Annotated in this window: 25 protein-coding genes; 16 read left to right on the forward strand and 9 right to left on the reverse strand. The window is 61.5% G+C overall.

Annotated elements, in window-relative coordinates:
- Window positions 1-62: 62 nt before the first annotated feature.
- The 4 genes from motB to flhD all read right to left on the reverse strand — a co-directional run bounded on the left by motB (window position 63) and on the right by flhD (window position 3098).
- Entirely contained in the window at window positions 63-1070 is a 1008-nt protein-coding gene (motB, locus tag B0G80_RS15435) for a flagellar motor protein MotB (protein ID WP_116118525.1), read from the reverse strand.
- Window positions 1071-1091: 21 nt separating this feature from the next.
- Window positions 1092-1952: a flagellar motor stator protein MotA gene (motA, locus tag B0G80_RS15440; protein ID WP_006050895.1), complete on the reverse strand. Its 861-nt coding sequence runs from the start codon at window positions 1950-1952 to the stop codon at window positions 1092-1094.
- 213 nt (window positions 1953-2165) lie between these two features.
- The gene (gene flhC / locus B0G80_RS15445; RefSeq protein ID WP_106284778.1) at window positions 2166-2726 is read right to left on the reverse strand and encodes a flagellar transcriptional regulator FlhC; all 561 of its coding nucleotides are present in this window, start codon (window positions 2724-2726) and stop codon (window positions 2166-2168) included.
- A gap of 51 nt (window positions 2727-2777) precedes the next feature.
- The gene (gene flhD, locus B0G80_RS46830; protein WP_168795559.1) at window positions 2778-3098 is read right to left on the reverse strand and encodes a flagellar transcriptional regulator FlhD; all 321 of its coding nucleotides are present in this window, start codon (window positions 3096-3098) and stop codon (window positions 2778-2780) included.
- A 706-nt stretch (window positions 3099-3804) separates the two neighbouring features.
- On the opposite strand from flhD, the gene B0G80_RS15455 reads away from it, so the two are divergent.
- Window positions 3805-4869, forward strand: coding sequence for a glycosyltransferase family 4 protein (locus B0G80_RS15455; protein ID WP_116118527.1), 1065 nt, complete (start codon window positions 3805-3807; stop codon window positions 4867-4869).
- A 292-nt stretch (window positions 4870-5161) separates the two neighbouring features.
- On the opposite strand, the gene B0G80_RS15460 is transcribed toward B0G80_RS15455, so the two are convergent.
- Window positions 5162-5464, reverse strand: coding sequence for an H-NS family nucleoid-associated regulatory protein (locus B0G80_RS15460; protein WP_007179981.1), 303 nt, complete (start codon window positions 5462-5464; stop codon window positions 5162-5164).
- 290 nt (window positions 5465-5754) lie between these two features.
- On the opposite strand from B0G80_RS15460, the gene aqpZ reads away from it, so the two are divergent.
- The 3 genes from aqpZ to B0G80_RS15475 all read left to right on the forward strand — a co-directional run bounded on the left by aqpZ (window position 5755) and on the right by B0G80_RS15475 (window position 7941).
- On the forward strand, window positions 5755-6495 hold the full coding sequence (gene aqpZ / locus B0G80_RS15465; protein ID WP_106284775.1) for an aquaporin Z: 741 nt from the start codon (window positions 5755-5757) through the stop codon (window positions 6493-6495).
- Window positions 6496-6647: 152 nt separating this feature from the next.
- Window positions 6648-7343, forward strand: coding sequence for a histidine phosphatase family protein (locus tag B0G80_RS15470; protein WP_116118528.1), 696 nt, complete (start codon window positions 6648-6650; stop codon window positions 7341-7343).
- 286 nt (window positions 7344-7629) lie between these two features.
- Window positions 7630-7941 carry a PXPV repeat protein gene (locus tag B0G80_RS15475; RefSeq protein WP_106284773.1) on the forward strand — a complete coding sequence of 104 codons (312 nt, stop codon included), beginning with the start codon at window positions 7630-7632 and terminating at the stop codon, window positions 7939-7941.
- 162 nt (window positions 7942-8103) lie between these two features.
- Here B0G80_RS15475 and B0G80_RS15480 read toward each other — a convergent pair whose 3' ends face one another.
- Window positions 8104-8925: a Cof-type HAD-IIB family hydrolase gene (locus tag B0G80_RS15480; protein WP_116118529.1), complete on the reverse strand. Its 822-nt coding sequence runs from the start codon at window positions 8923-8925 to the stop codon at window positions 8104-8106.
- A 132-nt stretch (window positions 8926-9057) separates the two neighbouring features.
- Complete coding sequence (locus B0G80_RS15485) at window positions 9058-9939, reverse strand: BadF/BadG/BcrA/BcrD ATPase family protein (RefSeq protein WP_116118530.1); 882 nt, start codon at window positions 9937-9939, stop codon at window positions 9058-9060.
- A gap of 140 nt (window positions 9940-10079) precedes the next feature.
- Between B0G80_RS15485 and B0G80_RS15490 the strand changes: the two genes are divergently transcribed.
- Both B0G80_RS15490 and B0G80_RS15495 read left to right on the forward strand, forming a co-directional pair.
- Window positions 10080-10676, forward strand: a complete 597-nt coding sequence (locus B0G80_RS15490) for a DNA-3-methyladenine glycosylase I (RefSeq protein WP_166679058.1) — start codon at window positions 10080-10082, stop codon at window positions 10674-10676.
- Window positions 10677-11078: 402 nt separating this feature from the next.
- The gene (locus tag B0G80_RS15495) at window positions 11079-11504 is read left to right on the forward strand and encodes a hypothetical protein (protein WP_106284769.1); all 426 of its coding nucleotides are present in this window, start codon (window positions 11079-11081) and stop codon (window positions 11502-11504) included.
- Window positions 11505-11714: 210 nt separating this feature from the next.
- On the opposite strand, the gene rpsU is transcribed toward B0G80_RS15495, so the two are convergent.
- Window positions 11715-11927: a 30S ribosomal protein S21 gene (gene rpsU / locus B0G80_RS15500; RefSeq protein WP_006050883.1), complete on the reverse strand. Its 213-nt coding sequence runs from the start codon at window positions 11925-11927 to the stop codon at window positions 11715-11717.
- A 361-nt stretch (window positions 11928-12288) separates the two neighbouring features.
- Window positions 12289-13230, reverse strand: a complete 942-nt coding sequence (locus B0G80_RS15505; RefSeq protein WP_116118531.1) for an aldo/keto reductase — start codon at window positions 13228-13230, stop codon at window positions 12289-12291.
- 267 nt (window positions 13231-13497) lie between these two features.
- Between B0G80_RS15505 and B0G80_RS15510 the strand changes: the two genes are divergently transcribed.
- From B0G80_RS15510 to B0G80_RS15555, 10 genes are all read left to right on the forward strand, one after another.
- Window positions 13498-14643: a flagellin gene (locus B0G80_RS15510; protein WP_116118532.1), complete on the forward strand. Its 1146-nt coding sequence runs from the start codon at window positions 13498-13500 to the stop codon at window positions 14641-14643.
- A 157-nt stretch (window positions 14644-14800) separates the two neighbouring features.
- Window positions 14801-16318 (forward strand): flagellar filament capping protein FliD, encoded by a 1518-nt coding sequence (fliD, locus tag B0G80_RS15515; protein ID WP_116118533.1) that lies wholly within the window; start codon window positions 14801-14803, stop codon window positions 16316-16318.
- A 3-nt stretch (window positions 16319-16321) separates the two neighbouring features.
- Window positions 16322-16636 carry a flagellar protein FliT gene (locus B0G80_RS15520; RefSeq protein ID WP_116118534.1) on the forward strand — a complete coding sequence of 105 codons (315 nt, stop codon included), beginning with the start codon at window positions 16322-16324 and terminating at the stop codon, window positions 16634-16636.
- Between the two features lie 263 nt (window positions 16637-16899).
- The gene (locus B0G80_RS15525) at window positions 16900-19287 is read left to right on the forward strand and encodes a tetratricopeptide repeat protein (RefSeq protein ID WP_116118535.1); all 2388 of its coding nucleotides are present in this window, start codon (window positions 16900-16902) and stop codon (window positions 19285-19287) included.
- Window positions 19284-20429: a dTDP-4-amino-4,6-dideoxy-D-glucose aminotransferase VioA gene (vioA, locus tag B0G80_RS15530; protein WP_116118536.1), complete on the forward strand. Its 1146-nt coding sequence runs from the start codon at window positions 19284-19286 to the stop codon at window positions 20427-20429. Before B0G80_RS15525 ends, vioA begins: the two co-directional genes overlap by 4 nt.
- Window positions 20430-20434: 5 nt before the next feature.
- Window positions 20435-21133 (forward strand): WbqC family protein, encoded by a 699-nt coding sequence (locus B0G80_RS15535; RefSeq protein ID WP_116118537.1) that lies wholly within the window; start codon window positions 20435-20437, stop codon window positions 21131-21133.
- The gene (locus tag B0G80_RS15540; RefSeq protein ID WP_116118538.1) at window positions 21130-22107 is read left to right on the forward strand and encodes a hypothetical protein; all 978 of its coding nucleotides are present in this window, start codon (window positions 21130-21132) and stop codon (window positions 22105-22107) included. The genes B0G80_RS15535 and B0G80_RS15540 overlap by 4 nt, the downstream gene beginning before the upstream one ends.
- Window positions 22104-22628 (forward strand): GNAT family N-acetyltransferase, encoded by a 525-nt coding sequence (locus B0G80_RS15545; protein ID WP_116118539.1) that lies wholly within the window; start codon window positions 22104-22106, stop codon window positions 22626-22628. The genes B0G80_RS15540 and B0G80_RS15545 overlap by 4 nt, the downstream gene beginning before the upstream one ends.
- Before the next feature lie 33 nt (window positions 22629-22661).
- The gene (locus tag B0G80_RS15550; RefSeq protein ID WP_116118540.1) at window positions 22662-23447 is read left to right on the forward strand and encodes a phytanoyl-CoA dioxygenase family protein; all 786 of its coding nucleotides are present in this window, start codon (window positions 22662-22664) and stop codon (window positions 23445-23447) included.
- Between the two features lie 5 nt (window positions 23448-23452).
- Complete coding sequence (locus B0G80_RS15555; protein WP_116118541.1) at window positions 23453-24190, forward strand: bifunctional 2-polyprenyl-6-hydroxyphenol methylase/3-demethylubiquinol 3-O-methyltransferase UbiG; 738 nt, start codon at window positions 23453-23455, stop codon at window positions 24188-24190.
- Window positions 24191-24266 lie beyond the last annotated feature (76 nt).

Consider the following 24266-nt stretch of genomic DNA (forward strand, 5'->3'; position numbering starts at 1 on the left):
TATGGTTCGTCCCGCCGTCCGCGCCGGCAGGGCGCGTGAAGCGGCGGGGCAACCGCTGTCTGTTACTGGGCCGACGGCACTGCCGCCGGCAACTTCGGTGCAACCGTTACCGGCTGCGCAAGCTTTTGCAGCAACGGCTTGGAGCCGGCTGCGTCGTCCGACAAGGTGGTCGTGGTGGAGTCGTCATGATTCAGCGCCTCCTCCGACTTCCTGTTCAGCACGATGATGCTGATGCGGCGGTTCTCCGGATCCATCGGGTCCGCCTTGTTCAGGTTCTGCGTCGACGCGAGGCCGAGCACGCGCATCACCTTCGCTTCGTCCATGCCGCCGCCGATCAGCTCGCGGCGCGACGCATTGGCGCGGTCCGCGGACAGTTCCCAGTTGCTGTAGCCCTTCTCGCCGCCGGCGTACTGCGCGGCGTCGGTGTGGCCTTGCACGATGATGCGGTTCGGCACGTCGTTCAGCGTGTGGCCGATTTCGCGCAGGATGTCGCGCATATACGGCTCGACCTGATCTTTCGCGGTCGCGAACATGGGCCGCTTCTGTGAGTCGACAATCTCGATGCGCAAGCCGGTCAGCGTCGAGTCAATACGGATCTGCTGCTTGAACTGGCGCAGCACCGGATTCGCTTCGATCGCAGCCATCAGCTTGACCTGCAGATCGTGCAGGCGGACTTGCTCGCGACGCTCCAGTTCGCCCTGCAACTGCTTCACCGACTCTTCGCTGCCGTGCGCGACGCTATGCTCGGCGCGGTTGTTCGAGCCTTCGCTGGAACGCGTCACGCCTTGCGCGTCGGTCGAGATATCGCGGCCGCCGCCCTTCAGAATGCTCGAGTCCTCGGCGCTGCGGTCGCCGCCCCACAGCGTGATCTTCAACGGCTGGTTGAAGTAATCGGCAATGCCTCTCAGCTGCACCGTGGACGCCGAACTCAGCAGCCACATCAGCAGGAAGAACGCCATCATCGCGGTCATGAAGTCCGCATACGCGAGCTTCCACGCGCCGCCGTGGTGGCCGGCTTTCTTCGGCGCGGAGCGCTTGACGACAATGGCGCGGTCTTTGTCCTTGCTCATCGGTTCGGTTCCCGGCGCCCTTTATTTGGCCTTGACGCGGCGCACGTGCTCTTCCAGCTCGGCGAACGACGGGCGTTCGGTCGAGAAGAGCACCTTGCGGCCGAACTCGACGGCAATCGCCGGCGCGTAACCGTTCAGGCTGGCCAGAATCGTCACCTTGATGCACTGGAACATCTTGGTCGACTCGGTCACGCGCTGTTCGGCGACGCTCGCGAGCGGCCCGATCAGCCCGTACGAAAGCAGAATCCCGAGGAAGGTGCCGACCAGCGCCTGGGCGATCATCTCGCCGAGCACCGCGGGCGGCTTGTCCGCGGAGGCCATGGTGTGCACCACGCCCATCACCGCGGCCACGATACCGAACGCCGGCATGGCGTCGCCGACCTTGTTCAGCGCGTGAGCGGGCGCTTCGCCTTCCTGGTGATGCGTCTCGATCTCCTCGTCCATCAGGCTTTCGATCTCGAATGCATTCATGTTGCCGCCCACCATCAAGCGCAGGTAGTCGGTCAGGAATTCGATGATGTGATGGTCCGCGAGAATCTTTGGATACTGGGTGAAGATCGGACTCTTCGACGGATCGTCGATGTCCGCTTCCAGCGTCAGCGTGCCTTCCTTGCGCGCCTTGGCCAGCAGGACGTAGAGGAGCGCCATCAGCTCCATATAGACGTCCTTGTTGTACTTCGCGCCCTTGAACAGGGTTGGAATGACGCGCAGCGTGGCCTTGATCGTCTTCATTCCGTTACCCAGAATGAATGCGCCGACACCGGCGCCGACGATCATCAGCACTTCAACGGGCTGCAGCAGCGCGCCGAGATGGCCGCCTTCCAGCGCGTAACCGCCGAAAACGGACAAAAGCGTCACGAGTGTTCCCACGAAAATCAGCACTGCCGAGCCCTCACAAAGAAGCGACGGTGACCGTCGTTAATCTGGTTTACGGCAACGAAGCGAAAAACTTTGGCGGAAAAGCGGCTCGTCGCTCCGGTGTAAACCAGAGGCGGATGCGCCGGTCCGGCTGGACCGGGCGTCTCGCGGACGGCCTGGAAGGCCCGCCACACGGGAGATGGAAGGCGGCTCGCGCGACGGCGGCCGCCCTGTGGGTCAGGCTTCGAGAGCGGCGAGGCTCTCGCGGACCCGGGCGTCGGCGAATTTCTTTGTCTTACCGGCGCGTGAGGGCGGCTGGCACAGGCCGCAGACGAACGCATGCTGCGGATCGTGCGCATGCGCGACAAAATGCCCGCCGCAGCGGCAGCAGGCTGTCATTTGCAGCATTCCGGAACTGAAAAAGCGCACCAGAGTCCAGGCGCGCGTGAGGCTGAGCACAGGCTCGTCGTCGTGCAACTGGACGTGTTCCAGGTAGAGCCGGTAGCTCTTCACGATCGACTGGATTGTCAGGCAGCCGCCGTGGCCGGCCATGAACCGGTAGATGTTGTAGAACAGCGAGGAGTGAAAGTTCGGCTGCCAGGTCATGAACCAGTCGGTCGAAAACGGCAGCATGCCCTTGGGCGGCGAGACCCCTTTCAGTTCCTTGTAGAGCTTGATGAGCCGGTCGCGCGACAGGCTGGTTTCCGCTTCCAGCAATTGCAAACGCGCGCCGAGCTCGATCAGTTCGATCGCCAGGGTGATTTCCCTGACTTCGAGCACAACACTTTTATAGGCCATCCGTTTGCGTTTCCCCCGTCCTGATCGCTTTGTTTGAATTACAACGTGCCATCAGCCGAGGTGCTCGACTGGCTGGCTTGCCATCAGGATCGCGGAATGCGCCTGGGCCACGGCGCTGGATTTGCCTTTGTCCGCGAGAGCGGACAGCACGGCATGGTCGTCGAAACGGAAACGGCACAACACCTGATTGGACGCCGCCAGCTTGACGGTCTGCGCCAACGACAGATTGGCGAGCACATCGGCTAACTGGTCCGAAATCCCCATGCGAAACATGCCCATTGGCTTGTCTTCGCGCAGCAGTCGCTGGGCGAGCAGGAGATAAGACAGGTTGACTTCTCTGATCTCATTGAGCATTTCGCTTGTCGCGCTCATGATTCCCCCGGGGTGTATCTGGCTGGTCAGGCCGTTACGGAAACGTTTGCTCGGACGCGCGCACTTAAACCGCACGAATCGGCTCGTTTCTGGTCTTGCGAGCATTGTGTCGAAAGGGGGAGCGGACGAAAATCGGACAGACACCCAGCCTTGTTGACGGATAAATCCGTCATTCATGTAGGAATTTTTCCTACAAAGACAAGTCGGGGAGCGGCATGGGAAGGAGTAAAGGCGCGCGATGCGAAAATTTCCATGCGCCCTAAACACGCTGCCTTCTCTGATGTGAACCAAACGGTGAGTTTGATCGACTCATGGCCCGCACTGTTACAGCGGTGAGCGAGAATTATAAGACGTTTTCACTTCCCTGCAATGCGCGCCGTGTAGGCGCCGCGTTCCACGTTTCAGGCCCACGCCTTGCTGGTGGCCTTTCGGCGTTCGAATAATCATCCGGCGGCGCTTGCTAATCAGGGAACTGCGCGGCCGGACGACCTGTAACGCGCCATGTTTCGCGCTGTAACAACATTAAGCGTTTGAAAAATAGCTCGAATTAGCGCGGCCGATCCCGATAATGAAGCTAAGGGATTACCCGATGCAGGTTCGGAACACCCCGGGCGGCGGCTTACCGCGCCCAACCGTCCGTCAGGCATTCGCTCCTCGCTCTACTCGAGCGCCGCTGTGCGATGCCGTTCTGATTAGGAGAAAACGAATGCGAATCGCACAAATTGCGCCCTTGTATGAAGCTGTTCCGCCGAAACTTTACGGTGGCACGGAACGCGTCGTGTCGTATCTGACTGAAGCGCTGGTCGATCTGGGCCACGACGTCACGCTGTTTGCGAGCGGCGACTCGGTCACCTCGGCGAATCTCGACGCCTGCTGGCCTCGTGCACTGCGTCTGGACCCGACGATCCGCGATGCGCTGGCTCCGCACGTCCTGATGATGGAGAAGGTCCGCAAGGTCGCGCATGAGTTCGACGTGCTTCACTTCCACCTCGACTACATGCCGTTCCCGCTCTTCACGACAATGGACACGCCGTTCGTGACGACGCTGCACGGTCGCCTCGACTTGCCGGAACTGCAACCGGTGTTCGATGCGTTTTCCGACGTGCCGGTGGTTTCGATTTCGGATTCGCAGCGCGCGCCGCTGCCGCAAGCGAACTGGCTCAACACGATTTACCACGGTCTGCCGGAGCAACTGCTCACGCCGCAAACCCATAAGAAGCCGGAGTACCTGGCGTTCCTCGGCCGTATTTGTCCGGAGAAGCGTGTCGATACAGCTATCAAGATCGCTGCACAAAGCGGTTTGCCGCTCAAGATCGCCGCCAAGGTGGACAAGGCCGACCAGGAATACTTCAAGCGCGAAATCGAGCCGCTGCTGTCGTTGGCGCATGTGGAATTCGTGGGCGAGATTAACGAAGCGCAGAAGCCGGAATTCCTGTCCGGCGCCAAGGCGCTGCTGTTCCCGATCGATTGGTCGGAACCGTTCGGCCTCGTGATGATCGAGTCGATGGCGTGCGGCACGCCGGTGATCGCGTTCAACCGCGGTTCGGTGCCGGAAGTGATCGACCACGGCGTGACGGGTTACATCGTCGAGGACGTGCAAGGCGCGGTCGCGGCGCTGCAACGCCTGGACGAATTGTCGCGCACCGAAATCCGCGCGCAGTTCGAACGCCGCTTCAGCTCGAAGACGATGGCCCAGAATTACGTGGATGGCTATTCGGCACTGATCGACGCCACGCGCCGCCCGGTATTGCGTCAAGTCGCGGTGGGCTAAACGCCGCGTTCAAGCGGCCGGGCAGTTCTCGCTCGGCCGCTTGAATGTCGAAAGTCGCCGCTTACGGCGTCGTTTCCGATTTGCCGACCGATAACCAGCGGATTTGTCGTGTGAATCGTTTGCGCGATCGGCAAACCCAGATTATCCCGCTTCTTTGTCCAAAAAAGCCGCCCCTTGAGGGCGGCTTTTTAATACGGGTATGGATGCGCTTCCATCGCAGATTAGCACTCAACGAATAAAAACCGAGTGCCAATAAACCTTCAGTTGGCTTTCGCCCCGCCCGGCGACCGGCTTAAGCCGCGCCAATCAGAAAACGCTCGCGATTCTTACCGACGATCCACTTGGGCGGTTTGCCACGCCCGCTCCACGTATTGCCCGACTTCGGATCCTGGTATTTCGCCGGCAACGGCGCCTTCTTGGGCGGGCGGCCACGCTTGGCGGCGACCGCGAAGCCGAGGTCTTGAGCCGTCAGACCGTATTCAGCGATCTTTTGGCGGATGTCGGCGACCACATTGTCGATTTCAGTGCGCCGCGCTTCTTCTGCCTGTGCCTGCAATTTAGCGATCTGCGCCTTGAGGTCTGCATATTGAGACATTCCGGTTCTCCCTTTTTCTAGAACTCATTGGCTCGCAGACTAACTGCAATTATAAAAATTCGCAATGGACAAGAATACCGATTTAGCAAGATATCCTCTGATAATTATTAAGACCGGCCAATTGTAAAACGCCATCTTTATCTCGCAATAAAAAGGTAAAGGCGACACCACATTGACAATTCTTGACACCTGATTTGGCGGCCTTTCCCTAGAATTGCCCGCTCAAGGCATGCAGACGGATTTAGTCGCGCGTGCTAGCGGAAGGCCCCATCTTTTTAGGATTACCAATCATGCAGTTGTCAAAGCGCCTCGCTGCCGAGTTGTTCGGCACTTTCTGGCTCGTGCTCGGGGGCTGCGGCAGCGCTGTCCTCGCCGCCAATTTCGCCGGCCCGGTTCACGGTCTGGGCATCGGCTTCGTGGGTGTGTCGCTCGCGTTCGGCCTGACCGTCCTGACTATGGCTTACGCGATCGGCCACATCTCCGGCTGCCATCTGAATCCGGCAGTGAGCGTCGGCCTGACCGTCGCGGGCCGCTTTCCGGCGCGCGATCTGCTGCCGTACATCGTCGCCCAGTTGATCGGCGCGGTGCTGGGTGCGCTGGTGCTGTCGCTCATCGCGTCGGGCAAACCCGGCTTCGACCTCGTTGCCAGCGGCTTTGCCAGCAACGGCTATGGCGAACGCTCGCCGGGCCATTACTCGCTCACCGCGGCATTCATTTGCGAAGTGGTGATGACCGGCTTCTTCCTCTTTGTCATTCTCGGCTCGACCGACAAGCGCGCGCCGGCCGGCTTCGCGCCCATCGCCATCGGCCTGTGCCTCACGCTGATTCACCTGATCTCGATTCCCGTCACCAACACGTCGGTCAATCCGGCACGTTCCACGGGGCCGGCGCTGTTCGTCGGCGGTGCGGCGATGGATCAATTGTGGCTGTTCTGGGTTGCGCCGATCCTCGGCGCAGTGATCGCGGGCGTGTTGTACCCGGTCATCGCTGAAAGCCGCAGCGGCAATTCGCAGAAGCTGGCGCTCGACTAATTCGCGCGCAGTCATGTCGGCAATAAAGCGGGCGCCTCGGCGCCCGCTTTGTTTTGCGGCCGATGGCGCCGGGGTCTCGATATCGTCGCGATGAAGCACTCGCGCCCGCTGCTAGAATCGTGCGACTTCCCAAGCTCGCACAGGTGCTCCCTATGAAGCGGTTCCGCGGATTCCTGCATGGCGTGGCGCTTGCCATTGGCGGCTTGTGCTCGGGTGTGCTGGCGCTACCCACGGCGCATGCGGCCGACGGCCAGACGGAAACGCTCGTGTTCGTGCGGCACGGCGAGAAACCCGCCCAAGGCTATGGGCAGCTGAACTGCCAGGGACTCAACCGCGCGCTGGCCTTGCCGGCCGTGATCGCGGCCAAGTTCGGCAAACCGGATGCGATCTACGCACCCGATCCCGGCCAGCAGAAAGACGACGGCGGCAAGCCCTACTACTACATCCGGCCGCTTGCGACGATCGAGCCGACCGCCATCCAGTTCCAGATGCCGGTGCAAACGCCGTATGGTTTCGCTCAGATCGACCAGCTCGGCACCGCGCTCGTCAACCCGGCCAATCGCAACAAGCTCATCGTCGTCGCGTGGGAACACAAGCTAATCGTGAAGCTATTGCGCGAGATGATGAGCGCGCATGGCGGCAATGCCGCCGATGTCCCGAACTGGAAAAGCGACGACTTCGACAGTATTTATATTGTTCGCCTCGACTGGGATAACGGCACCGCGCGCGCCAGCTTCAAACACGATCGACAGGGGCTGGACGGGCGCGCGACCGATTGCCCTTGCGCGCAGTTGCAAGGGACGTCGGCGGCGGCTGCGTCGGCGGCTTCTTCGAGTGCGGCAGATTAATCGGGTAATACAGATGTAAGCCGCAATTACGCAAGCGGCCATTTGATTTGAGTACAGCGAGGCGGCGAGCGCGATCCGGCGCGGCTCAAGGAGCCGCGAAGCCCTATCTGACGGGGCTTTGACCGAGCGGCACTCGGCGCGCCGTGTACCTATGCAGGGCTCCTCACACCTTTCAAATCCTGCGACGATGCTTGCAGTCCGTAACATCTCGTCGCAGTACCCATCGACCGGAATGCGTAGATTGATCCTGTGCGACAAACATACGTCGCCTCACAGGAGAACAAACATGAAACGCATCGTCACTCACTTGCTGGTTGCTGCAGGACTCGCGGCGGGCGCATGCGGTGTCGCGCAAGCGCATACGGATCTGAACATCGGCCTGTCGCTCGGCGCACCGGTTTATACCCGTCCGGCTCCGGTCTATGTCGCGCCGCAGCCCGTCTACTACGGCAACGGTGGGTGGGACCACCGCTACGATCGCGGCGACTACTACCGTGGCGACCATCGATATGATCGCGACTGGCACCACAATGATCGCGGCTGGGGCCACGACAACCGGGGCGACCATGACAACCGCCGTGGCGGATGGCACGGGTAATCTTCCGGCTGCGCCTGCCACTGGCCGGTGAGACAGTTTGCCGACCTTGATGGGCCTTTAGTCGCGCAACGCCGTGACTCGCAGCCTGAACCGACCGGCGCGCCCACGTGAAAGAAGCGGCCTGCATCCATGAAACTGGATGCGGGCCGTTTCCATTTCCGCTCAGGACATCAGTTCGTCGTCGAGCGAGAAAAGCTTGCGCAGATGGTGCGCGACGCCCGCTTCGAAGTTGTTGCCGATGCGCGGCACGTTCGGCAGACGCGTGATGAGGTCGGGATTGGCGTTGTTCATCATGAACGGATGACCGGCCGTTTCCAGCAGATCGATATCGTTCATGTTGTCGCCGAAAGCGACGCATTGCGAGGTGTCCACGCCAAGGCGCTCGAGTACGATCCGCAGCGCGCGGCCTTTCGAGACGTTCGCCGTCATTACTTCCAGACAGTCCGGCAGCGAATAGGTCACGTATAAGGCATCGCCGAATTCGCGCGAGAGATTGGCCGCGACTTGCGCGAGATCCGCCGGATCGCCGATGTAGAGGGCCTTCGCGATGTCGACGCCGTCGTGTTTCGGCAGGTCGGTCACCTCGTAGGTGAAGCCCGAGTCCTGGTGAAACTTCAGCAGATCCGGCGCGTCGCGGTCGATCAGCCACGCCTGATCGGCGAACAGGTTGACGATCACGCGGCCATGCGCGCCGGCGACTTCCGGCTGTACCAGTCGTTGCACGATAGCCGGAGGCAGGTCGTCGGCGTGGATCACCGTGTTGTCCGGCGCGTGGATGCGCGCGCCATTGGATGTAATCAGATACGGATTGATGCCCAGCACGTCGCGGATGCCGGCGACGTCGCAATAGTGGCGGCCGGTTGCAATCACGAATCGCAACCCGTCGCTTTCAAGCTTGCGCACGGTGGCGATCGTGAACGGGTCCACCTGGTGATCCGCGTTGAGCAGCGTGCCGTCGAGATCCGTGGCGATGACTTTGTACATAGTTTGAGCAGCCGGGCAGCGTCGAAGCTGCGTATTTTACCGTTGCCAGCCGCATTCGACGGAACGCGTTCGCCGTGCGCGACGATCCTCAGCCGCAAGCGTATGACTCACGCGCGCCGCGGTTCACCGTTTTCAGCCGCCAATGCGGGCTGCTTCACGTCGCGCCAACTGCAATCCACCGTGCGCCGAGTCGGCCAGCGGTTCGCGCAAACGCGCTTGATAGACCTGCGGCACGTACTCGCGCAGCGGCGCGCCGAGGCCGCCGCACAACGCGACCGGCAGGCTCGCCGACGGGTCCAGCGCGGCAATCATCTTGCCCACCTGGATGCCGGCCTCGCCGAGCAGGCGCGCCGCGAACGGATGCGCGCGGTGTGCAATGACAATCGGCGCGAGCCTCGCATAAGCCGTCTGGTTGGCTTCGCAGAGCCAGACGACGAGGCTGTCGCGGTCGTGCGCGCCGGTGTGCGCGACCAGGGCCCGCGCAAATTCGTCGATGGGACCGCGGCCGTCCAGCGCATGCTGGGCATGCACGATGGCCCGCAGTCCAAGCCACGCGCCGCTTGCTTCGTCGCCCGATGGAAAGCCGTAGCCGCTGACCTGGCGGCATTCGCCCTCGCCGTCCAGCACGGCCGCCACGCTACCGGTGCCGAGCGCGACGATCACGCCGCGCGCGCCGCCGTGTGCGCCGAGCAAGGTGGTGTAGGCGTCGCTTTCCACGGCGAGTCCCGCTAGCGCGGGCGCTTGTGCGCGAAACGCCGCCAGCCAGTCGCGATTGTTGACGCCTGCCAATCCGCAGCCGAGCACGCAGCGCGACCAGTCCAGCGCCTTGCCGGCGCTCGCAAATGCTTCGCCGCAGCCGGCCGCGATAGCCTGCCACGCACGTTCGACGCCGAGCCCCAAGCCCGATGGCCCGCTTGCCGCCTGCGCCAACTCGCGGCCTTGCGCGTCGCCCAGCACGACCCGGGTGCCGCTGCCGCCGCCGTCAATGCCGATCAGAAAGAAGTCTTTGTTCATGGAAACCAGTGAGTTCCGTGGATGAATAACGCATAGCGTGGCAGGTCAGTTTCAATCCGGCAATCGGCCGAATGGCCAGCTTGCAGTGCGCTCGGCTTCGGCTATGCTGGCGGGCGACATCACAACGCAGGAGCGCGACAGTGACACAGCGATGCAACTGGGTATCGAGCGAAGCGCTCGCACAGTATCACGACGCCGAATGGGGCGTCCCCTCGCGCGACGACCAGCATCTGTTCGAGATGCTCGTGCTGGAAGGCGCTCAGGCCGGCTTGTCGTGGTCGACGATTCTCAACAAACGGGCCGGCTATCGCCGCGCGTTTGCGGACTTCGACATCGCAAAGGTCGCGCGGTTTACGCCGAAGCACGTGGATGCGCTGGTGGTAGACGAAAGTATCGTGCGCCACCGCGGCAAGATCGAAGCGGCCATTACCAACGCGCGTGCCGTCCAGCAGATTCAGAGCGAACACGGCTCGCTCGCCAACTTCGTGTGGTCGTTCGTCGATCAAACGCCCATCCAGAACGATTGGACTTCTTACAAGCAGGCGCCTGCGTCGACCGACATTTCGGACGCGCTGAGCAAGGGGCTGAAGCGCTATGGCTGCAAGTTCGTCGGCTCGACGATCTGTTACGCGTTCATGCAAGCAGTCGGCATGGTGAACGACCACGAGGCGAGTTGCATGTGTCGCGCGCGATGCGCGGCGCTTGGCAAGAAAGGACGTAATCGTAAAGCGGGCTGAGGCGGCCCGGCATTCGCCCACGCTTAGTGCCGCTGTTCTAACAAAGGACGGCGCCTCAGGGAAACTCCCAGGCGCCATGGCGCGCGCCCGGCCGGCACCTCGCGGCGCAAGGCCTGGAGGACGTGAACACGACGCCTCACGACGCCGGGTTTGGCGCAATGCGCCCATCCGGTAAAGCCCTGCTGCGCTTCCGGGACATGTCGGTCGTTATACGGTTATGAGTTGCGGCTGCGGCAGTCGGCGAAACTGCGGCATGGAGTGCATTGCGGAATACGAGCCAAACCGGGAATTGGCGCCTTTTCGTCACGCTAGTCCGGCGTTCGCCGAATGGAGCACGCTCGATACTGCTAGTCATGCGCTCGAACAACGAATAACCGCTGCGTAACGCGTGGGAGACCAACCATGAAAACTCTTAGCTTCCTGACGCATCAGGAGATTTTCGACCAGGCCGTGGATCATTTGTTGGGCCAGAAGCGCGCCGCGCTACTGCCGCGAGGTGGCGGCGCTTATCGCGGCTACTGTGGCGGCTGCCCGGTTGGCAGCTTCATCAAACCGCGCGACTACATGACCGCGATGGAAGGCATTCCGGTGCGCTTCATCGGCAAAACGCCCGCGGAGATGCCTGCATATATGGACGTCGGCGTGTCCGCACTGAAGAAGGCGCTGCTGCGCTCGCGCATCAACGTGTACGACGCGGCCACCGTCGACCTGCTCAGTTGCCTGCAAAACGTGCACGACGTTTTCGGCACTTGGGAATGGCTGGAGCGCCTGGCCTCGATCGCCCGTCAGTTCGGCTTGTCCGCTGACCGGCTGAAAAGCGCGGCGTAGCAGGAAAAGACCCGCCTGGATGCCGCGGCGGCGCCACACTGCGGCGTCGCGGCGCACCGCCAGCGGTTCCACTAACCCGCGCTCCCGAGTCACGGAAGCCGCATTCGCCCTTTCCAGGCCGAGCGCTCCATCTGACGTCCAAAAAGCAAAACGGCGATGTGGCTTCTTTCGAAGCTCACACCGCCGTTCGGCCGTGCGGAAAACGCGTGCTTAGTGCAGCTTTTTCGGCAGCATCTGGCTGCGCAGGCGCTTGTGCAGGCGCTTCACAGCAGCAGCCTTCTTGCGCTTACGTGCCGTGGTCGGCTTTTCGTACGATTGACGCTCACGCAGTTCAGCGATCAGGCCATTCTTTTCGATTGCGCGACGAAAGCGGCGAATCGCCACTTCGAACGGCTCGTTTTCTTTCAGAAGAATCGTCGTCATTTAATTCCTAACTCAATCACTTGATAGGGGTAAATTGCGTGGCGGCATACCGCTCACGCGCCGGCCCTCCGGTCGTTTCAGTTCATGGCCAGTAACAGGCAAACGCGGGCAGAACCCGGCCAAACCACGAATGAAACGGAGGCAAAGCGGCCACGGAGGCCGGAAAAGAGAGGTGGGGAGTTCACCGCGGAACGCGGACAGACATAATGCAAAAGCCGCGTCTGCTGCTGTTTCGCCAACCTTTCATCAATAAAAAAGCATTGACGAAACAGGCAAAGATCTCAATTCACTCCCGATGATATCAGGAAACTCTCCATCCTACCAGGGGTTTAGGGATTGCGCCAAGTCGCCTATTGCATGCTCAGGCGCTCGCCTCGTCCAGTTCACGGATATCGGCGCCCGTCAGCATCAGATGCACGGCCGCCACTAGGCTTTCGAGTTGCTCGACAGAAGTAGCGCTGGCAATCGGGGCCGTAACACTGGGTCGCGCGATCAACCAGGCCAAAGCGACGGTGGCCGGCGTGCTGCCATGAGCGTCCGCGACCCGATCTAGCGCGTCGAGAATTCGCAAACCGCGATCATTCAGATACTTTTCGACCCGGCTGCCGCGCGCCTTATTGGCCAGATCCGCCTGCGAACGGTACTTCCCGGACAGAAAGCCGCTCGCCAGACTGTAGTACACCACCACGCCGAGCTGATTGGCGAGCGCCACCGGTTCGATGTCGCGCTCATATTCGGCGCGATCATACAGGTTGTACTCCGGTTGCAGCACCTGGTATTCGGGCAGGCCGTGCTGCCGGGATACGGCCAGCGCTTCCTCGACCCGCGCGCCGCTGTAGTTCGACGCGCCGATCACCCGCACCTTGCCCGCCTCGATCAGCTTCTGATACGCGCCCAGTGTTTCGGCGAGCGGCGTTTCGGTGTCGTCGTCGTGAGAAAAGTAGACGTCGATGTAGTCGGTCTGCAAGCGCCGCAGCGAATCCTCGACAGCCGCCTGAATGTTGGCCGCCGACAGTCCTTTGCGCTGCGGATGCTTCGAGACCTTGGTGGCGATCACGATCTTGTCGCGCTTGCCGCTCCGACGGAACCACTTGCCGATGATCGTTTCCGATTCGCCGCCCTGGTTGCCGGGCACCCATGCGGAATAGACATCCGCGGTATCGATAAAGTCGAGACCGGCGTCGACAAACGCATCCAGAATCGAAAACGAGGTGGCTTCATCGGCGGTCCAGCCGAAAACATTGCCGCCGAACATAAGCGGCGCGACCTGTAATTCCGAACGCCCAATCCTGCGCTTTTGCATGATGTCTCCAGGGTTTGTCACAAGAGAAAACGAGAATACGCCGTCTTTTCAATACCTGCAGTGCATCTGCCGAATAAGGCTGCAAGGGGCTTTCAGCCACATTGCAATATGCCCGGCGTGGAAAGCGTCAGGTACGTCATTGCATAAGTCCCTCAAGTTTTTTTTAGTGGGGCCGTCAACCTTCACTGAGGCGGCCAGCAATGAACGAGTGCTTCCGCCGATGCCAACGTGGCGTATTGGGCTCAAGGCTTATTTAGGAGATTTTCCATGCTCGGAATCAATAGCAACATCAACTCGCTGGTTGCACAGCAAAACCTTAATGGCTCGCAAAGCGCCCTTTCGCAAGCCATCACCCGCCTGTCGTCGGGCAAGCGCATCAACAGCGCGGCTGACGATGCAGCAGGTCTGGCAATCTCGACGCGTATGCAAACGCAGATCAACGGCCTGAACCAGGGCGTGTCGAATGCGAATGACGGCGTGTCGATGATTCAAACCGCATCGAGCGCACTGTCCTCGCTGACCTCCAGCCTGCAACGTATCCGTCAGCTGGCGGTGCAAGCATCGACCGGTTCGCTGTCGTCGAGCGACCAGGCCGCGCTGCAGAAGGAAGTTTCGGCGCAGATCGCTGAAGTGAACCGTATCGCGTCGCAAACGACGTACAACGGCACGAACATTCTGGACGGCTCGGCAGGCAACGTGTCGTTCCAGGTCGGCGCGAACGTCGGTCAGACGATCAGCCTGGACCTGAGCCAATCGATGTCGGCAGCGAAGATCGGTGGCGGTCTGGTGCAAACGGGTCAAACGGTCGGCACGATCGCGGTCAGCCTGAGCGCCACGGGCGCATACACGAGCACCGGTGCAACGATCACGTCGGTCAACGTTCTGTCGGACGGCAAGGGCGGCTATACCTTCACGGACCAGAACAACACCGCCATCACGTCGGGCGTTGCAAACGCAATCTTCAGCGCAGGCACGGGCGCGGGCTCCGGCACGGCCATCACCAGCCTCGCCATCAGCACGGCAGCTCTGCCGACGACCGGCGCAGCTTCCGGTGCCGCCATCGCCGCAGTCAATCAGATCAACGCGATCAACGCGCCGCCGACGGTTTCGGGCCTCGACATCAGCACGGTCACGGGCGCGAACGAAGCGATGGTCTCGATCGACAACGCATTGCAGACGGTCAACACGTTGCAAGCCGCACTGGGCGCCGCGCAAAACCGCTTCACCGCAATCGCGACGTCGCAGCAAGCTGAATCGACCGACCTGTCGTCGGCACAATCGCAAATCACGGACGCCAACTTCGCACAAGAAACGGCGAACCTGAGCAAGGCGCAAGTGCTGCAACAAGCTGGTATCTCCGTGTTGGCGCAAGCTAACTCGAACCCGCAGCAAGTTCTGAAGCTCCTGCAGTAAGAGCTGACGCGGTAACGGCGATGCGTCGCGCGTAAGCGGGACGCATCGCCGGGTTTGAAACGACGGGAGGCATGCCTCCCGCTGTGCATTTCCATCACGTAGTGATGTAGCATCGCGCACCACCTAATACAGATTTCCAGACGCCCGGAGCCTCTGCATGTCCTCGATCTCAACCTCGTCTTCTACAGCTAGCGCCAACGCCGCGCTGCAGTCGGCTGCTCAATCGATCATCAGCGGCTCGACGGGCAATTCGTCGATGGACGTGTCGACGCTCGTCACGGCACTCGTGAACGCGAAGGTCGCCGGGCAAACTTCGGCTCTGGCGGCACGACAAACCACCGACAGCACCACGCTGTCGGCGTACGGTGCGCTAAGCTCCGCGCTCAGCGCATTGCAGTCGGGCATCACGAATCTCGCCAATGGCAACACGCTGGCGACGTTCGCGGCAACCGCGAGCGGCACCGGGCTGACCGCGACAGCCGGCGTCGGCGCCGTGGCCGGCAGTTATTCGATCGCCGTCACGCAGATCGCCAGCTCGCAAGCCTTGTCGTCGGCGGCCTTCGGCTCCACGACGCAACTGGGCACCGGCACGCTGTCGATTTCGATGAACGGCAAGTCGATGGATATCAACGTCGACAGCAGCAACAACACGCTCTCGGGCATCGCGTCGGCGATCAACGCGAGCAGCAGCAACCCTGGCGTCACGGCAACCATCGTCACCGGCACGGACGGCGCCCACCTCGTGCTGCGCGCGGCGAACACGGGGGCGGCCAATGTCATCAACGTCTCGACCAGCAACATCACGAGCGACACCGGCCTGTCGAGCCTCGGCGTGACGTCGACGGCAAGCACCACGGGCGGCCAATCGACCATTACGTCGGCTAATTCGAGCAGCGCGTGGACGCAGAGCGGCTACGCGCAAGACGCGGAGTACACCATCGGCGGAATCGCGGGCAGCAGCGCGAGCAACGCGGTGACGGGCGCCATTTCAGGCGTGACGATCAACCTGACGGCGGCGGCGGTCGGCACGCCGGCTGGCACCCCGCAGACGCTGACCATCGCGCAGGACACCACCGCGCAGAACACCGCGATCAACAATTTCGTGAGCCTGTACAACACCGTCGTCACGACGATGTCCACGCTCACTTCGTTCAGCGCCGGCTCGACGTCGCAAGGCCCGCTGCTGGGCGACTCCACGCTGCAGACCATCAAGAACACGCTGGCCAACATCATCGGCGGCGCGGTCGGCTCGGGCAGCACCGGCACCACGCTGGCGGCGATCGGCATCACGCTGAAGGACGATCCGGCCGACGGCACGATGGTGGTCGACAACAATGCGCTGAACACGGCGCTGACCAGCAGCCCGGCCACGGTCGCATCGCTCTTCAACTCGACCAACGGCATCGCCGAGCAGTTGAACGCCAGCATCACCACCTTCACGCAGACCGGCGGCATCATTGATACGCGCAACAGCGCGCTGAACGCCGACCTGAAGAGCATCACCACGCAACAAACCGCGCTAGCCGACTACACGACACAATTGACGAACCAGTATCAGGCGCAGTTCACCGCCCTGAACACGTTGATGGCGACCATGAACAACAATTCGCAATACCTGACCGCGCTGTTCGGCGGCACCAACAGCGCAGGCGCGCTGGCCACGAACAAGGGCTAAGCCATGACCGCGCACAACCTGAACCAGATGGAATTGGTCGAACGTGTGCTTTCGATCACGCGGCAAATCGAGCAGGCTGCCTCGCTGGCAGACTGGCCGGAAGCCGCCCGCCTGACCGAAATGCGTTCGCCGCTGCTGACGTCGCTCACCGCGGATCAGGAACCGGCGGCGCTGGACATGATCCGCCAGATCCAGGCGATCGACGCGGCGCTCCTCGCGGACGCGGCAGTGACCCAGAACGAACTGCATTTCGAGTTCGAAGCGGCGATCGGACGCACCAAGGCCGCCGGTGAATATCAGCGGATGGCCCGCCTGTAAAAAACCCGGAGCGGATCTGCGCAAGGCGGCATCCGTTCCCAGACAGCCGGTTCAGCCGGCCGACCCAATAATAAGAACTACGTGCCGAAGTGAGGCGCGCTCGTTCCCTCGGCCCGCCTCGTGCGGGCTTTTTTCTTGCCTTCCGGCTTTCCGGCCCCTTCCTCCATACGCTAAACAGGCGGCTTTTTTACCGTCATCTCCGCGCATCGGAAAGACCGGCCTCGTCGCACAATTTCCTCCATAGAACATTTTGCGCCGAGACCATGACTCTCCTGTACGAGCAGCCGCCTGCTGAACCCCTGACGCCCGAACAACAACTCGAGCAGGACATTGCGCTTGTGTTGCAAACGGCGCTCGACCATCACCACAAGGGCGAATTCGAGGACGCCGAAGCGCTCTACCGGGCGATCCTCGATGCAAAGCCGCAGCACGCGGATGCCCTGTATGACCTGGGAGTGTTGCTCGGTCAAACCGGCCGCCCAGAAAACGCCGTGCCTGTGTTCGAGTTAGCGCTGGGCCAACAGCCGCATAACGGCCAGTATTGGGCGGCATATATCAGTGCGTTGATCGACGCCGGTGAAAGCGCCGCTGCGTGGCTTGCACTGGAAATGGGCCAGAAGCAGGGTCTGAAGGGTCCGGCGGTAGACGGCCTGATCGTACGAATGGCCAATCCCGGCAAGGTCATCGCGACGCAGCCTGTGGCAGTGCAGAACTCGCTGGCCGGCGGCAGCGCCGCTGTCGAGACAGATACCGGCGCGGCAAATACAGCGGCCGAAACCGGCAAATCCACGATCGCGGCCGGACGGCGCGTGAGCCAACAGGAAACGACGCGATTCACGTCGCTGTACAACAAAGGCCAAATCGCCGACGCCGTCAAACTGGCACGAACGTTCACCCAGCGGTTTCCCGCCGACGGTAACGCGTGGCGCTGGCTCGGCATTGCACTGCATCGTCTAGGCCGGTACGACGACGCGCTCATTCCCTTGCGCAAAGCTGCCGAACTGCTGCCGGAGGAACTGGAAAGCCGCACTGTACTCGCGGATACGCTGCGCCTGAAAGGCCTGCACAAGGATGCCGAAGAAGTCTGCCGCGCGATCATCGCGATCAATCCGGCGTACGCCGAAGCGCAACGAATCTACGGCATGTCGCTGGTTCACCAGGGACGCGTAGCCGAGGGTCTGGCAGCCGCGCGGCGCGCAATCGAACTGGCGCCGGACACGTCCGGCATGCACAACACGCTGGGCGTGCTGCTGCTCGATCTGGGCATGGTGAGCGAGGCTGAAAAAAGCTTTCGCGTCGCGCTGGAGAAGGACCCGAAAGATGCGATCGCAGCGGACAATTATCTGTTTTCGCTCACTCACAATCCCGCAGTCAAGCAGGACACGCTGTTCGCCGAACACCTCAAATTCGCTCAACAGCACGAAGCGCCAGTGCGCGCGCAATGGCCGCGTCATGTGAACAAGCGCACGCCGAATCGCAAGCTGAAAATCGGCCTCGTTTCCGGCGACTTGTTCCGTCACGCGGTTGCCTCTTATCTGCTGCCGATCATGGAGCGCCTCGCGACCGATCCCGGTGTCTCACTGCATGTGTACAACAACCACATTGCGGTAGACGACTACACCCATCTGCTGCGCAAATGCGCCCATGAGTGGCACCAGGTCACCGGCATGCCGGACGCGCAGTTGGCGAACCGGATTCGCGAAGACAGAATCGACATTCTGTTCGACCTGTCCGGCCATACGGGCCGCAACCGCCTTCTCACGTTCGCGCGCAGGCCCGCGCCGATCCAGGTCAGCTGGCTCGGCTATCCTGCGACGACCGGGCTAAGTGCGATGGACTATTACCTCGTGGACCGGTTCGGCGTGCCGTTCGGCCCGGCGGAGCAAATGTTCTCCGAAAAGATCGTGCATTTGCCGGCGAATGCGCCCTTCCTGCCGGAAGAAAGCGCGCCGCCGGTCAATATTCTGCCGGCCATGCACAACGGCTATGTGACATTCGGCAGCTTCAACCGCCTCAACAAATTGCGCCCCGATGTGATCGCTCTCTGGGCGCAATTGCTGCACGCACAACCGTCGTCGCGAATGTTGCTGGGCGCGATTGCAACCGACGAGGATGAGCAGCTTCTGATCGACTGGTTTGCCGACGCAGGCATCTCGCGCGAGCGCCTGATGTTCCGCCGCCGTTCGAGTATTCCGGTCTACTTGCAACAGCATTTTCACGTCGACATCTGCCTCGACACGTTCCCGTACACGGGCTCGACCACTGTGCTGAACTCATTGTGGATGGGCGTGCCGACCTTGACGATTGCAGGCGACACGTTGCCCAGCCGCGCCGGCACCACCTGGATGTCGCACGTCGGGCTGGAGCAGTTTCTCGCCACGGACAAGGCGGATTTCGTCACCAAGGGCGTCGCGTTGTCCTCCGATATCGCCACGCTCGCCGCGCTGCGTACGGGCTTGCGCGAGCGCTGCATGGCGTCGGCGGCATTCCGGCCTGAAGTGGTCGCTGCCGGTTTGTCGCGCGCGTTGAGAATCATGTGGCAACGCTGGTGTGACGATCAGCCGCCCGTCGCATTCGAAGTCACGGCGGAAGAAGCCGTTGCCGCCACGGTCGACACCGCCGCTCCGTCCAGATCAGAGGAAAACAAATGAATGCAGCCTTACCGCTTGGGGCCGTCGCGCCGCAGATCGACGAGCGCATTTACGTTACCCAGCCGCATCTCCCGCCGCTCGAAGACTTCATTCCCTATCTTCAACAGATCTGGGACAGCAAGATCCTGACCAATGCCGGCCCGTTTCACCAGCAGTTCGAAGCGGCGCTGTGCAAGTATCTCGGCGTCAAGCATCTTGCGCTGTTCACCAACGGCACGCTGGCGCTGCTCACCGCGCTGCAGGCGTTGCGCGTGACCGGCGAAGTGATCACCACGCCCTATTCGTTCGTTGCCACCGCGCACTCGCTGGTCTGGAACGGTATCAAGCCGGTATTCGTCGACGTCGATCCGCACACGCTGAATCTCGACCCTGCGAAGATCGAGGCAGCGATCACGCCGCAGACCACCGCGATCATGCCCGTGCATTGCTACGGCAAGCCGTGCGACGTCGACGCGATCCAGAAGATCGCCGACAACTACAATCTGAAGGTGATCTACGACGCGGCCCATGCTTTCGGCGTGCAGACCGAAACCGGCAGCGTGCTCGAGCACGGCGACCTCGCCGTTCTGAGCTTCCACGCGACCAAGGTCTTCAACACGTTCGAAGGCGGCGCGATCATCTGTCAGGACGCCAAGACAAAGCAGCGCATCGACCACCTGAAGAACTTCGGTTTCGTCGACGAAGTGACCGTGGTTGCGTCCGGCATCAACGGCAAGATGAGCGAGATCAACGCGGCATTCGGCTTGCTGCAACTGCAGCACATCGATGAAGCGCTGGCACGGCGCGCGCGGATCGATGCGCTCTACCGCGAACGGCTGCGCGATGTACGCGGTATCAGCTGCGTGCCGAAGGCGGGCGAGAAAGTGGCGAACCACTCGTACTTTCCGATTCTCGTCGGCCCGGAGTACCCAATCAGCCGCGACGCGCTGTATCAGAAGTTCCGCGACGCGAACATTTACGCGCGCCGCTATTTCTATCCGCTGATCTCGGACTTTCCGATTTATCGCGGCCTGCCTTCCGCACGCCCGGAAAACCTGCCGGTCGCGCACGCCGCTTCACAGAAGATACTGTGTCTGCCGATCTTCCCGGCACTGACGGACGACATGCTCGACCGCATCGTCGGGATCATCGCGGGTAGCTGAACGTCATGAAGCTCGCGATCATGCAGCCCTACCTGTTTCCGTACATCGGATATTTCCAGCTGGCGGCGGCAGTCGACAAGTTCGTCTTTTACGACGACGTGAACTTCATCAAGAATGGCTGGATCAACCGCAACCGGATGTTGCTGGGCGACCAGGTGCGTTATCTCACCGTGCCGCTCCGCGGTGCGAGTCCATCGTTAAAGATCAACGAGGTACTGGTCGAACCGCGCGAGCGCTGGCTGCGCAAGCTGCTGGAATCGATTCGGCATGCGTATGCCAAAGCGCCTCACTACGCGCAGGTCAGCGCGCTGGTCGGGCGGATTCTGGCAGAGCCTCTCGCACCTGTTTCGCAGCTCGCGTCGCACACTGTCATGGAAATTTGCAAGTACCTCGAGATCGATACAGAATTCGTCCCGTCTTCGACGAGGTACGGCAATGCGCAACTCAAAGGTGCCGAGCGGGTCATCGATATCTGCGCGAGAGAGCACGCGAGCACCTATGTGAATCTGCCGGGTGGCCGCGCACTTTACGATAGTGCGGCATTCTTGACGCGCGGCGTGGAGCTCGCCTTCGTTGAACCGAACCTGTGTCCCTATACGCAGTTCGACGATACTTTTCACCCCGCCTTATCGATTCTCGACGTCCTGATGTTCAACAGCAAAAACAGCGTCAGAGATATGCTGTGCGTCGAGGTGAACGCATGATCCCGCGCGAGCCGCGCGCAATCGGCGGATATTTCGAACTGGAACTTCCACGAGCAGGAGCGACGCTTCACGACGACGCGTTGCGTTTCCAGTCGTCGCGCGCGGCGTTTCTTGCGCTGCTTCGGGCAGTGCGGCCGACTGCCGTCTGGATGCCCTGGTACATTTGCGACGCGATGATCGAGCCACTGCGCATGACCGGCACGCCGTTCAAACGCTATCGGCTCGACGCCGAATTGCGCGTGCAGCCTGTCGATATCGCACAAGGTGAGTGGCTAGTTTACGTCAACTATTTCGGCTTGTGCGCTCAACAGGTCGACGATGTGCTCAGCCGGTTCCCACGCGAACGCGTCGTGATCGACAATGCGCAGGCGTTGTTCGCGCGGTCCGCGGATTGCCTCGCCACGCTGTACTCGCCGCGCAAATTCCTTGGCGTGCCGGATGGCGGATACCTCGTTACACGGCAGCCGATCGCGATGCCGGAAGCTGCCGACGATGCCTCGTTGCTGCGCAGCGGCTATCTGCTGACGAGGCTCGCGAAAGATGCGGAAGCAGGTTACTCCGACTACGCCGCGGCCGAAGCAAGCCTCAAGCACCAGGAACCGTTGCGCATGTCGGCACTGACGCAACGGCTGCTCGCCGGCGTCGACTACGAAAGCGTCCGCGCACGGCGAGCCGAAAATTTCGCCTATCTGCACGATAAATTGCAGCGCTATAACCGCTTCACGTTTCGTTACGACGAAGATGCGGCGCCGCTCTGCTACCCGTTTTTCGGCGCGCCGCCCGGCATGCGCGAGGTTCTTCGAGCGCAACGCATCTATACGCCCACTTACTGGCCGGATATCGCAACCGCTGCAGGCGCACCGGACTTCGAACGCAGGCTTCCCGAATCGACCTTGTGCCTTCCTTGCGATCAGCGGCTGACGCACAGCGATCTGGCGCCGATGGTGCAACACCTACTGGACCGACTCGCATGAGCGACAACACGATATTCCTGCGCGAGATCGAACGAGGCGACCTGTCGACCATCAACACATGGCGCGCCGACAAGGCACTAGTCAGTCATTTGGGCGGCGCCTTCCGATACGTGGGCACCGAGATCGACAATAAATGGTTCGATAGCTATCTCGGCTCCCGGACGAATAACGTGCGTCTCGCCGTGTGCCTCGCGTCTACAGAGGAAGTTGTCGGCGTGACGTATCTGCTAGGCATCGACTGGGTGAGCCGCTGCGCGGAGTTCTCGATTCAGGTCGGCGCCGAGACGGCTCGCGGCCGAGGCATTGGCGAGGCCGCCACGCGCCAGACGCTCGAGCACGCATTTGGCGACCTCAACCTCCACCGTATTTCGCTGACCGTGCTCGCGTCAAATGCGCGCGCCATCGCGCTCTACGAGAAAGTGGGCTTTCGCGCCGAAGGTCTTTTACGCCAGGCCGTCTTCAAAGGCGACCGCTATCTCGACGTCATGCCGATGGCCATTCTGGCCGCCGATCGACACTGAGCCTTTTGCTTTTGCCGTTACCTCGCTCCATTCATGAACACGATTGACGCTCGACACCACACCGAACTCGCCACAGCGGGATGGACGGTGCTCCCCGGACTGATTCACACCGAATTGCTCGATTCGCTGGTGAAGGCGCTCGGTCCTTCGCTCGCGTTGCGCGACCAGATCAGGCGACGCAACGGCGTGCTGGAAAACAGCGCCGGCACTTTGCATCATCTGCTGATGGATGACCCGAGCTACGTCGAATTGCTGGCGCAATTCTCAGCGCTCGAGCCGCTTTTCAAAGAATACTTCGAAGGCAACTTCGTTCTGAATTCGTACGGCGGCGTGATCAACGAGCGCGACTCGCGCTCTTACGTGCAGAACGTGCACCGCGATATCCGTTTCGGCTCCGACTCGCGGCGCTTCATGGTGAACGCATTGGTGATGCTCGACGATTTCACGCTGGCCAATGGCGCGACGCATATTCTTTCGCACTCGCAAAATCTCCAGCAGCAGCCCACCGACGAGCATTTCTACGCGCAGGCTGCGCGGGCGACCGGAAAGCGCGGTTCGGTTCTGCTGTTCGATTCCCGCATGTGGCACGCCACCGGCCGCAATACCACCGATGCGCCGCGCCGTGCGCTGACACTGACGTTCACCAGCCCCTTCTTCAAGCCGCAGCTCGACTACGCGCGGCTATTCGGATACCGCAATCTCGACCGCTGCAACGCATGGATGCGCCAGGTGCTCGGCTTCAACGCCCGGGTGCCGGAGTCGCTCGACGAGTTTTATGTGCCGGTTGAGCAGCGGTTCTATCAACGTGGACAGGATTGACGACCATGAACAGAGACTACGACGCGGAAGCGAAAGATCATCCCGAACATCGCTACGCTTACGACTTCGATTATCTGATGCACGAATACATGCTTCGGACATTCGCACCGTTCGTCGTCGGCGGCAACGCGCTCGAACTCGGATGCTTCGAAGGTAACTTCACGCGACTCCTGGCACAGCGCTTCGATTCACTGGAAGTCGTCGAGGCATCGGCAGACTGCATTGCCGTTGCGTCGGACAAGACGAAAGGCACCGTCAAATTCCATCACTCGACGTTCGAGACTTTCGAACCCGCGCGACGCTACGACAACATCTTCCTGATTCATACGCTCGAACACCTCGATCATCCGGTCGAAGTCCTGAGCCGGATCGGCAACTGGCTATCGAAAGGCGGCCGCCTGTTCGTGGCCGCGCCAAATGCGCGCGCCGGATCGCGGCAGATCGCAGTCAACATGGGGCTGATCGACCATCACGCGGCCGTGACGGCGGCCGAAGCCGCACACGGTCATCGCGTGACGTATTCAATCGACACGCTGCGAGCCGATCTGCGTGCGGCAAAGCTTCGCCCGGTCACCGAAGGCGGGGTCTTTTTCAAGGGCCTCGCCAACTTCCAGATCGATGCGGCATTGCAGGCCGGCATCATATCCAGAGAGTATCTGGACGGCTGTTTTGAGCTCGGGCGTGTCTATCCCGACTTGTGCTCGAGCGTATATGCGATCTGCGAGCGCGGCACGGGCGGCTGATCGATTTCGGTCCAGCTGCGAAGGCGCCCCGCGGATGTCCCTCCGCATCCTTGCGTTGCCGTTGTTCCGCGCGCCG

Origin of the sequence: Paraburkholderia sp. BL6669N2, from assembly GCF_003387275.1 — a bacterium.
Lineage (GTDB): Bacteria > Pseudomonadota > Gammaproteobacteria > Burkholderiales > Burkholderiaceae > Paraburkholderia.

Bases quoted from the DNA above. Each gene is read 5' to 3' on its own strand.
- motB (WP_116118525.1), bottom strand. From the start codon at position 1,070: ATGAGCAAGGACAAAGACCGCGCCATTGTCGTCAAGCGCTCCGCGCCG.
- B0G80_RS15555 (WP_116118541.1), top strand. From the start codon at position 23,453: ATGAACAGAGACTACGACGCGGAAGCGAAAGATCATCCCGAACATCGC.
- rpsU (WP_006050883.1), bottom strand. From the start codon at position 11,927: ATGACGACGATTCTTCTGAAAGAAAACGAGCCGTTCGAAGTGGCGATT.
- B0G80_RS15505 (WP_116118531.1), bottom strand. From the start codon at position 13,230: ATGCAAAAGCGCAGGATTGGGCGTTCGGAATTACAGGTCGCGCCGCTT.
- B0G80_RS15520 (WP_116118534.1), top strand. From the start codon at position 16,322: ATGACCGCGCACAACCTGAACCAGATGGAATTGGTCGAACGTGTGCTT.
- B0G80_RS15510 (WP_116118532.1), top strand. From the start codon at position 13,498: ATGCTCGGAATCAATAGCAACATCAACTCGCTGGTTGCACAGCAAAAC.
- vioA (WP_116118536.1), top strand. From the start codon at position 19,284: ATGAATGCAGCCTTACCGCTTGGGGCCGTCGCGCCGCAGATCGACGAG.
- B0G80_RS15475 (WP_106284773.1), top strand. From the start codon at position 7,630: ATGAAACGCATCGTCACTCACTTGCTGGTTGCTGCAGGACTCGCGGCG.
- B0G80_RS15545 (WP_116118539.1), top strand. From the start codon at position 22,104: ATGAGCGACAACACGATATTCCTGCGCGAGATCGAACGAGGCGACCTG.
- B0G80_RS15480 (WP_116118529.1), bottom strand. From the start codon at position 8,925: ATGTACAAAGTCATCGCCACGGATCTCGACGGCACGCTGCTCAACGCG.
- B0G80_RS15460 (WP_007179981.1), bottom strand. From the start codon at position 5,464: ATGTCTCAATATGCAGACCTCAAGGCGCAGATCGCTAAATTGCAGGCA.
- B0G80_RS15535 (WP_116118537.1), top strand. From the start codon at position 20,435: ATGAAGCTCGCGATCATGCAGCCCTACCTGTTTCCGTACATCGGATAT.
- flhC (WP_106284778.1), bottom strand. From the start codon at position 2,726: ATGGCCTATAAAAGTGTTGTGCTCGAAGTCAGGGAAATCACCCTGGCG.
- flhD (WP_168795559.1), bottom strand. From the start codon at position 3,098: ATGAGCGCGACAAGCGAAATGCTCAATGAGATCAGAGAAGTCAACCTG.
- B0G80_RS15525 (WP_116118535.1), top strand. From the start codon at position 16,900: ATGACTCTCCTGTACGAGCAGCCGCCTGCTGAACCCCTGACGCCCGAA.
- B0G80_RS15540 (WP_116118538.1), top strand. From the start codon at position 21,130: ATGATCCCGCGCGAGCCGCGCGCAATCGGCGGATATTTCGAACTGGAA.
- B0G80_RS15470 (WP_116118528.1), top strand. From the start codon at position 6,648: ATGAAGCGGTTCCGCGGATTCCTGCATGGCGTGGCGCTTGCCATTGGC.
- B0G80_RS15550 (WP_116118540.1), top strand. From the start codon at position 22,662: ATGAACACGATTGACGCTCGACACCACACCGAACTCGCCACAGCGGGA.
- fliD (WP_116118533.1), top strand. From the start codon at position 14,801: ATGTCCTCGATCTCAACCTCGTCTTCTACAGCTAGCGCCAACGCCGCG.
- B0G80_RS15485 (WP_116118530.1), bottom strand. From the start codon at position 9,939: ATGAACAAAGACTTCTTTCTGATCGGCATTGACGGCGGCGGCAGCGGC.
- aqpZ (WP_106284775.1), top strand. From the start codon at position 5,755: ATGCAGTTGTCAAAGCGCCTCGCTGCCGAGTTGTTCGGCACTTTCTGG.
- B0G80_RS15455 (WP_116118527.1), top strand. From the start codon at position 3,805: ATGCGAATCGCACAAATTGCGCCCTTGTATGAAGCTGTTCCGCCGAAA.
- B0G80_RS15495 (WP_106284769.1), top strand. From the start codon at position 11,079: ATGAAAACTCTTAGCTTCCTGACGCATCAGGAGATTTTCGACCAGGCC.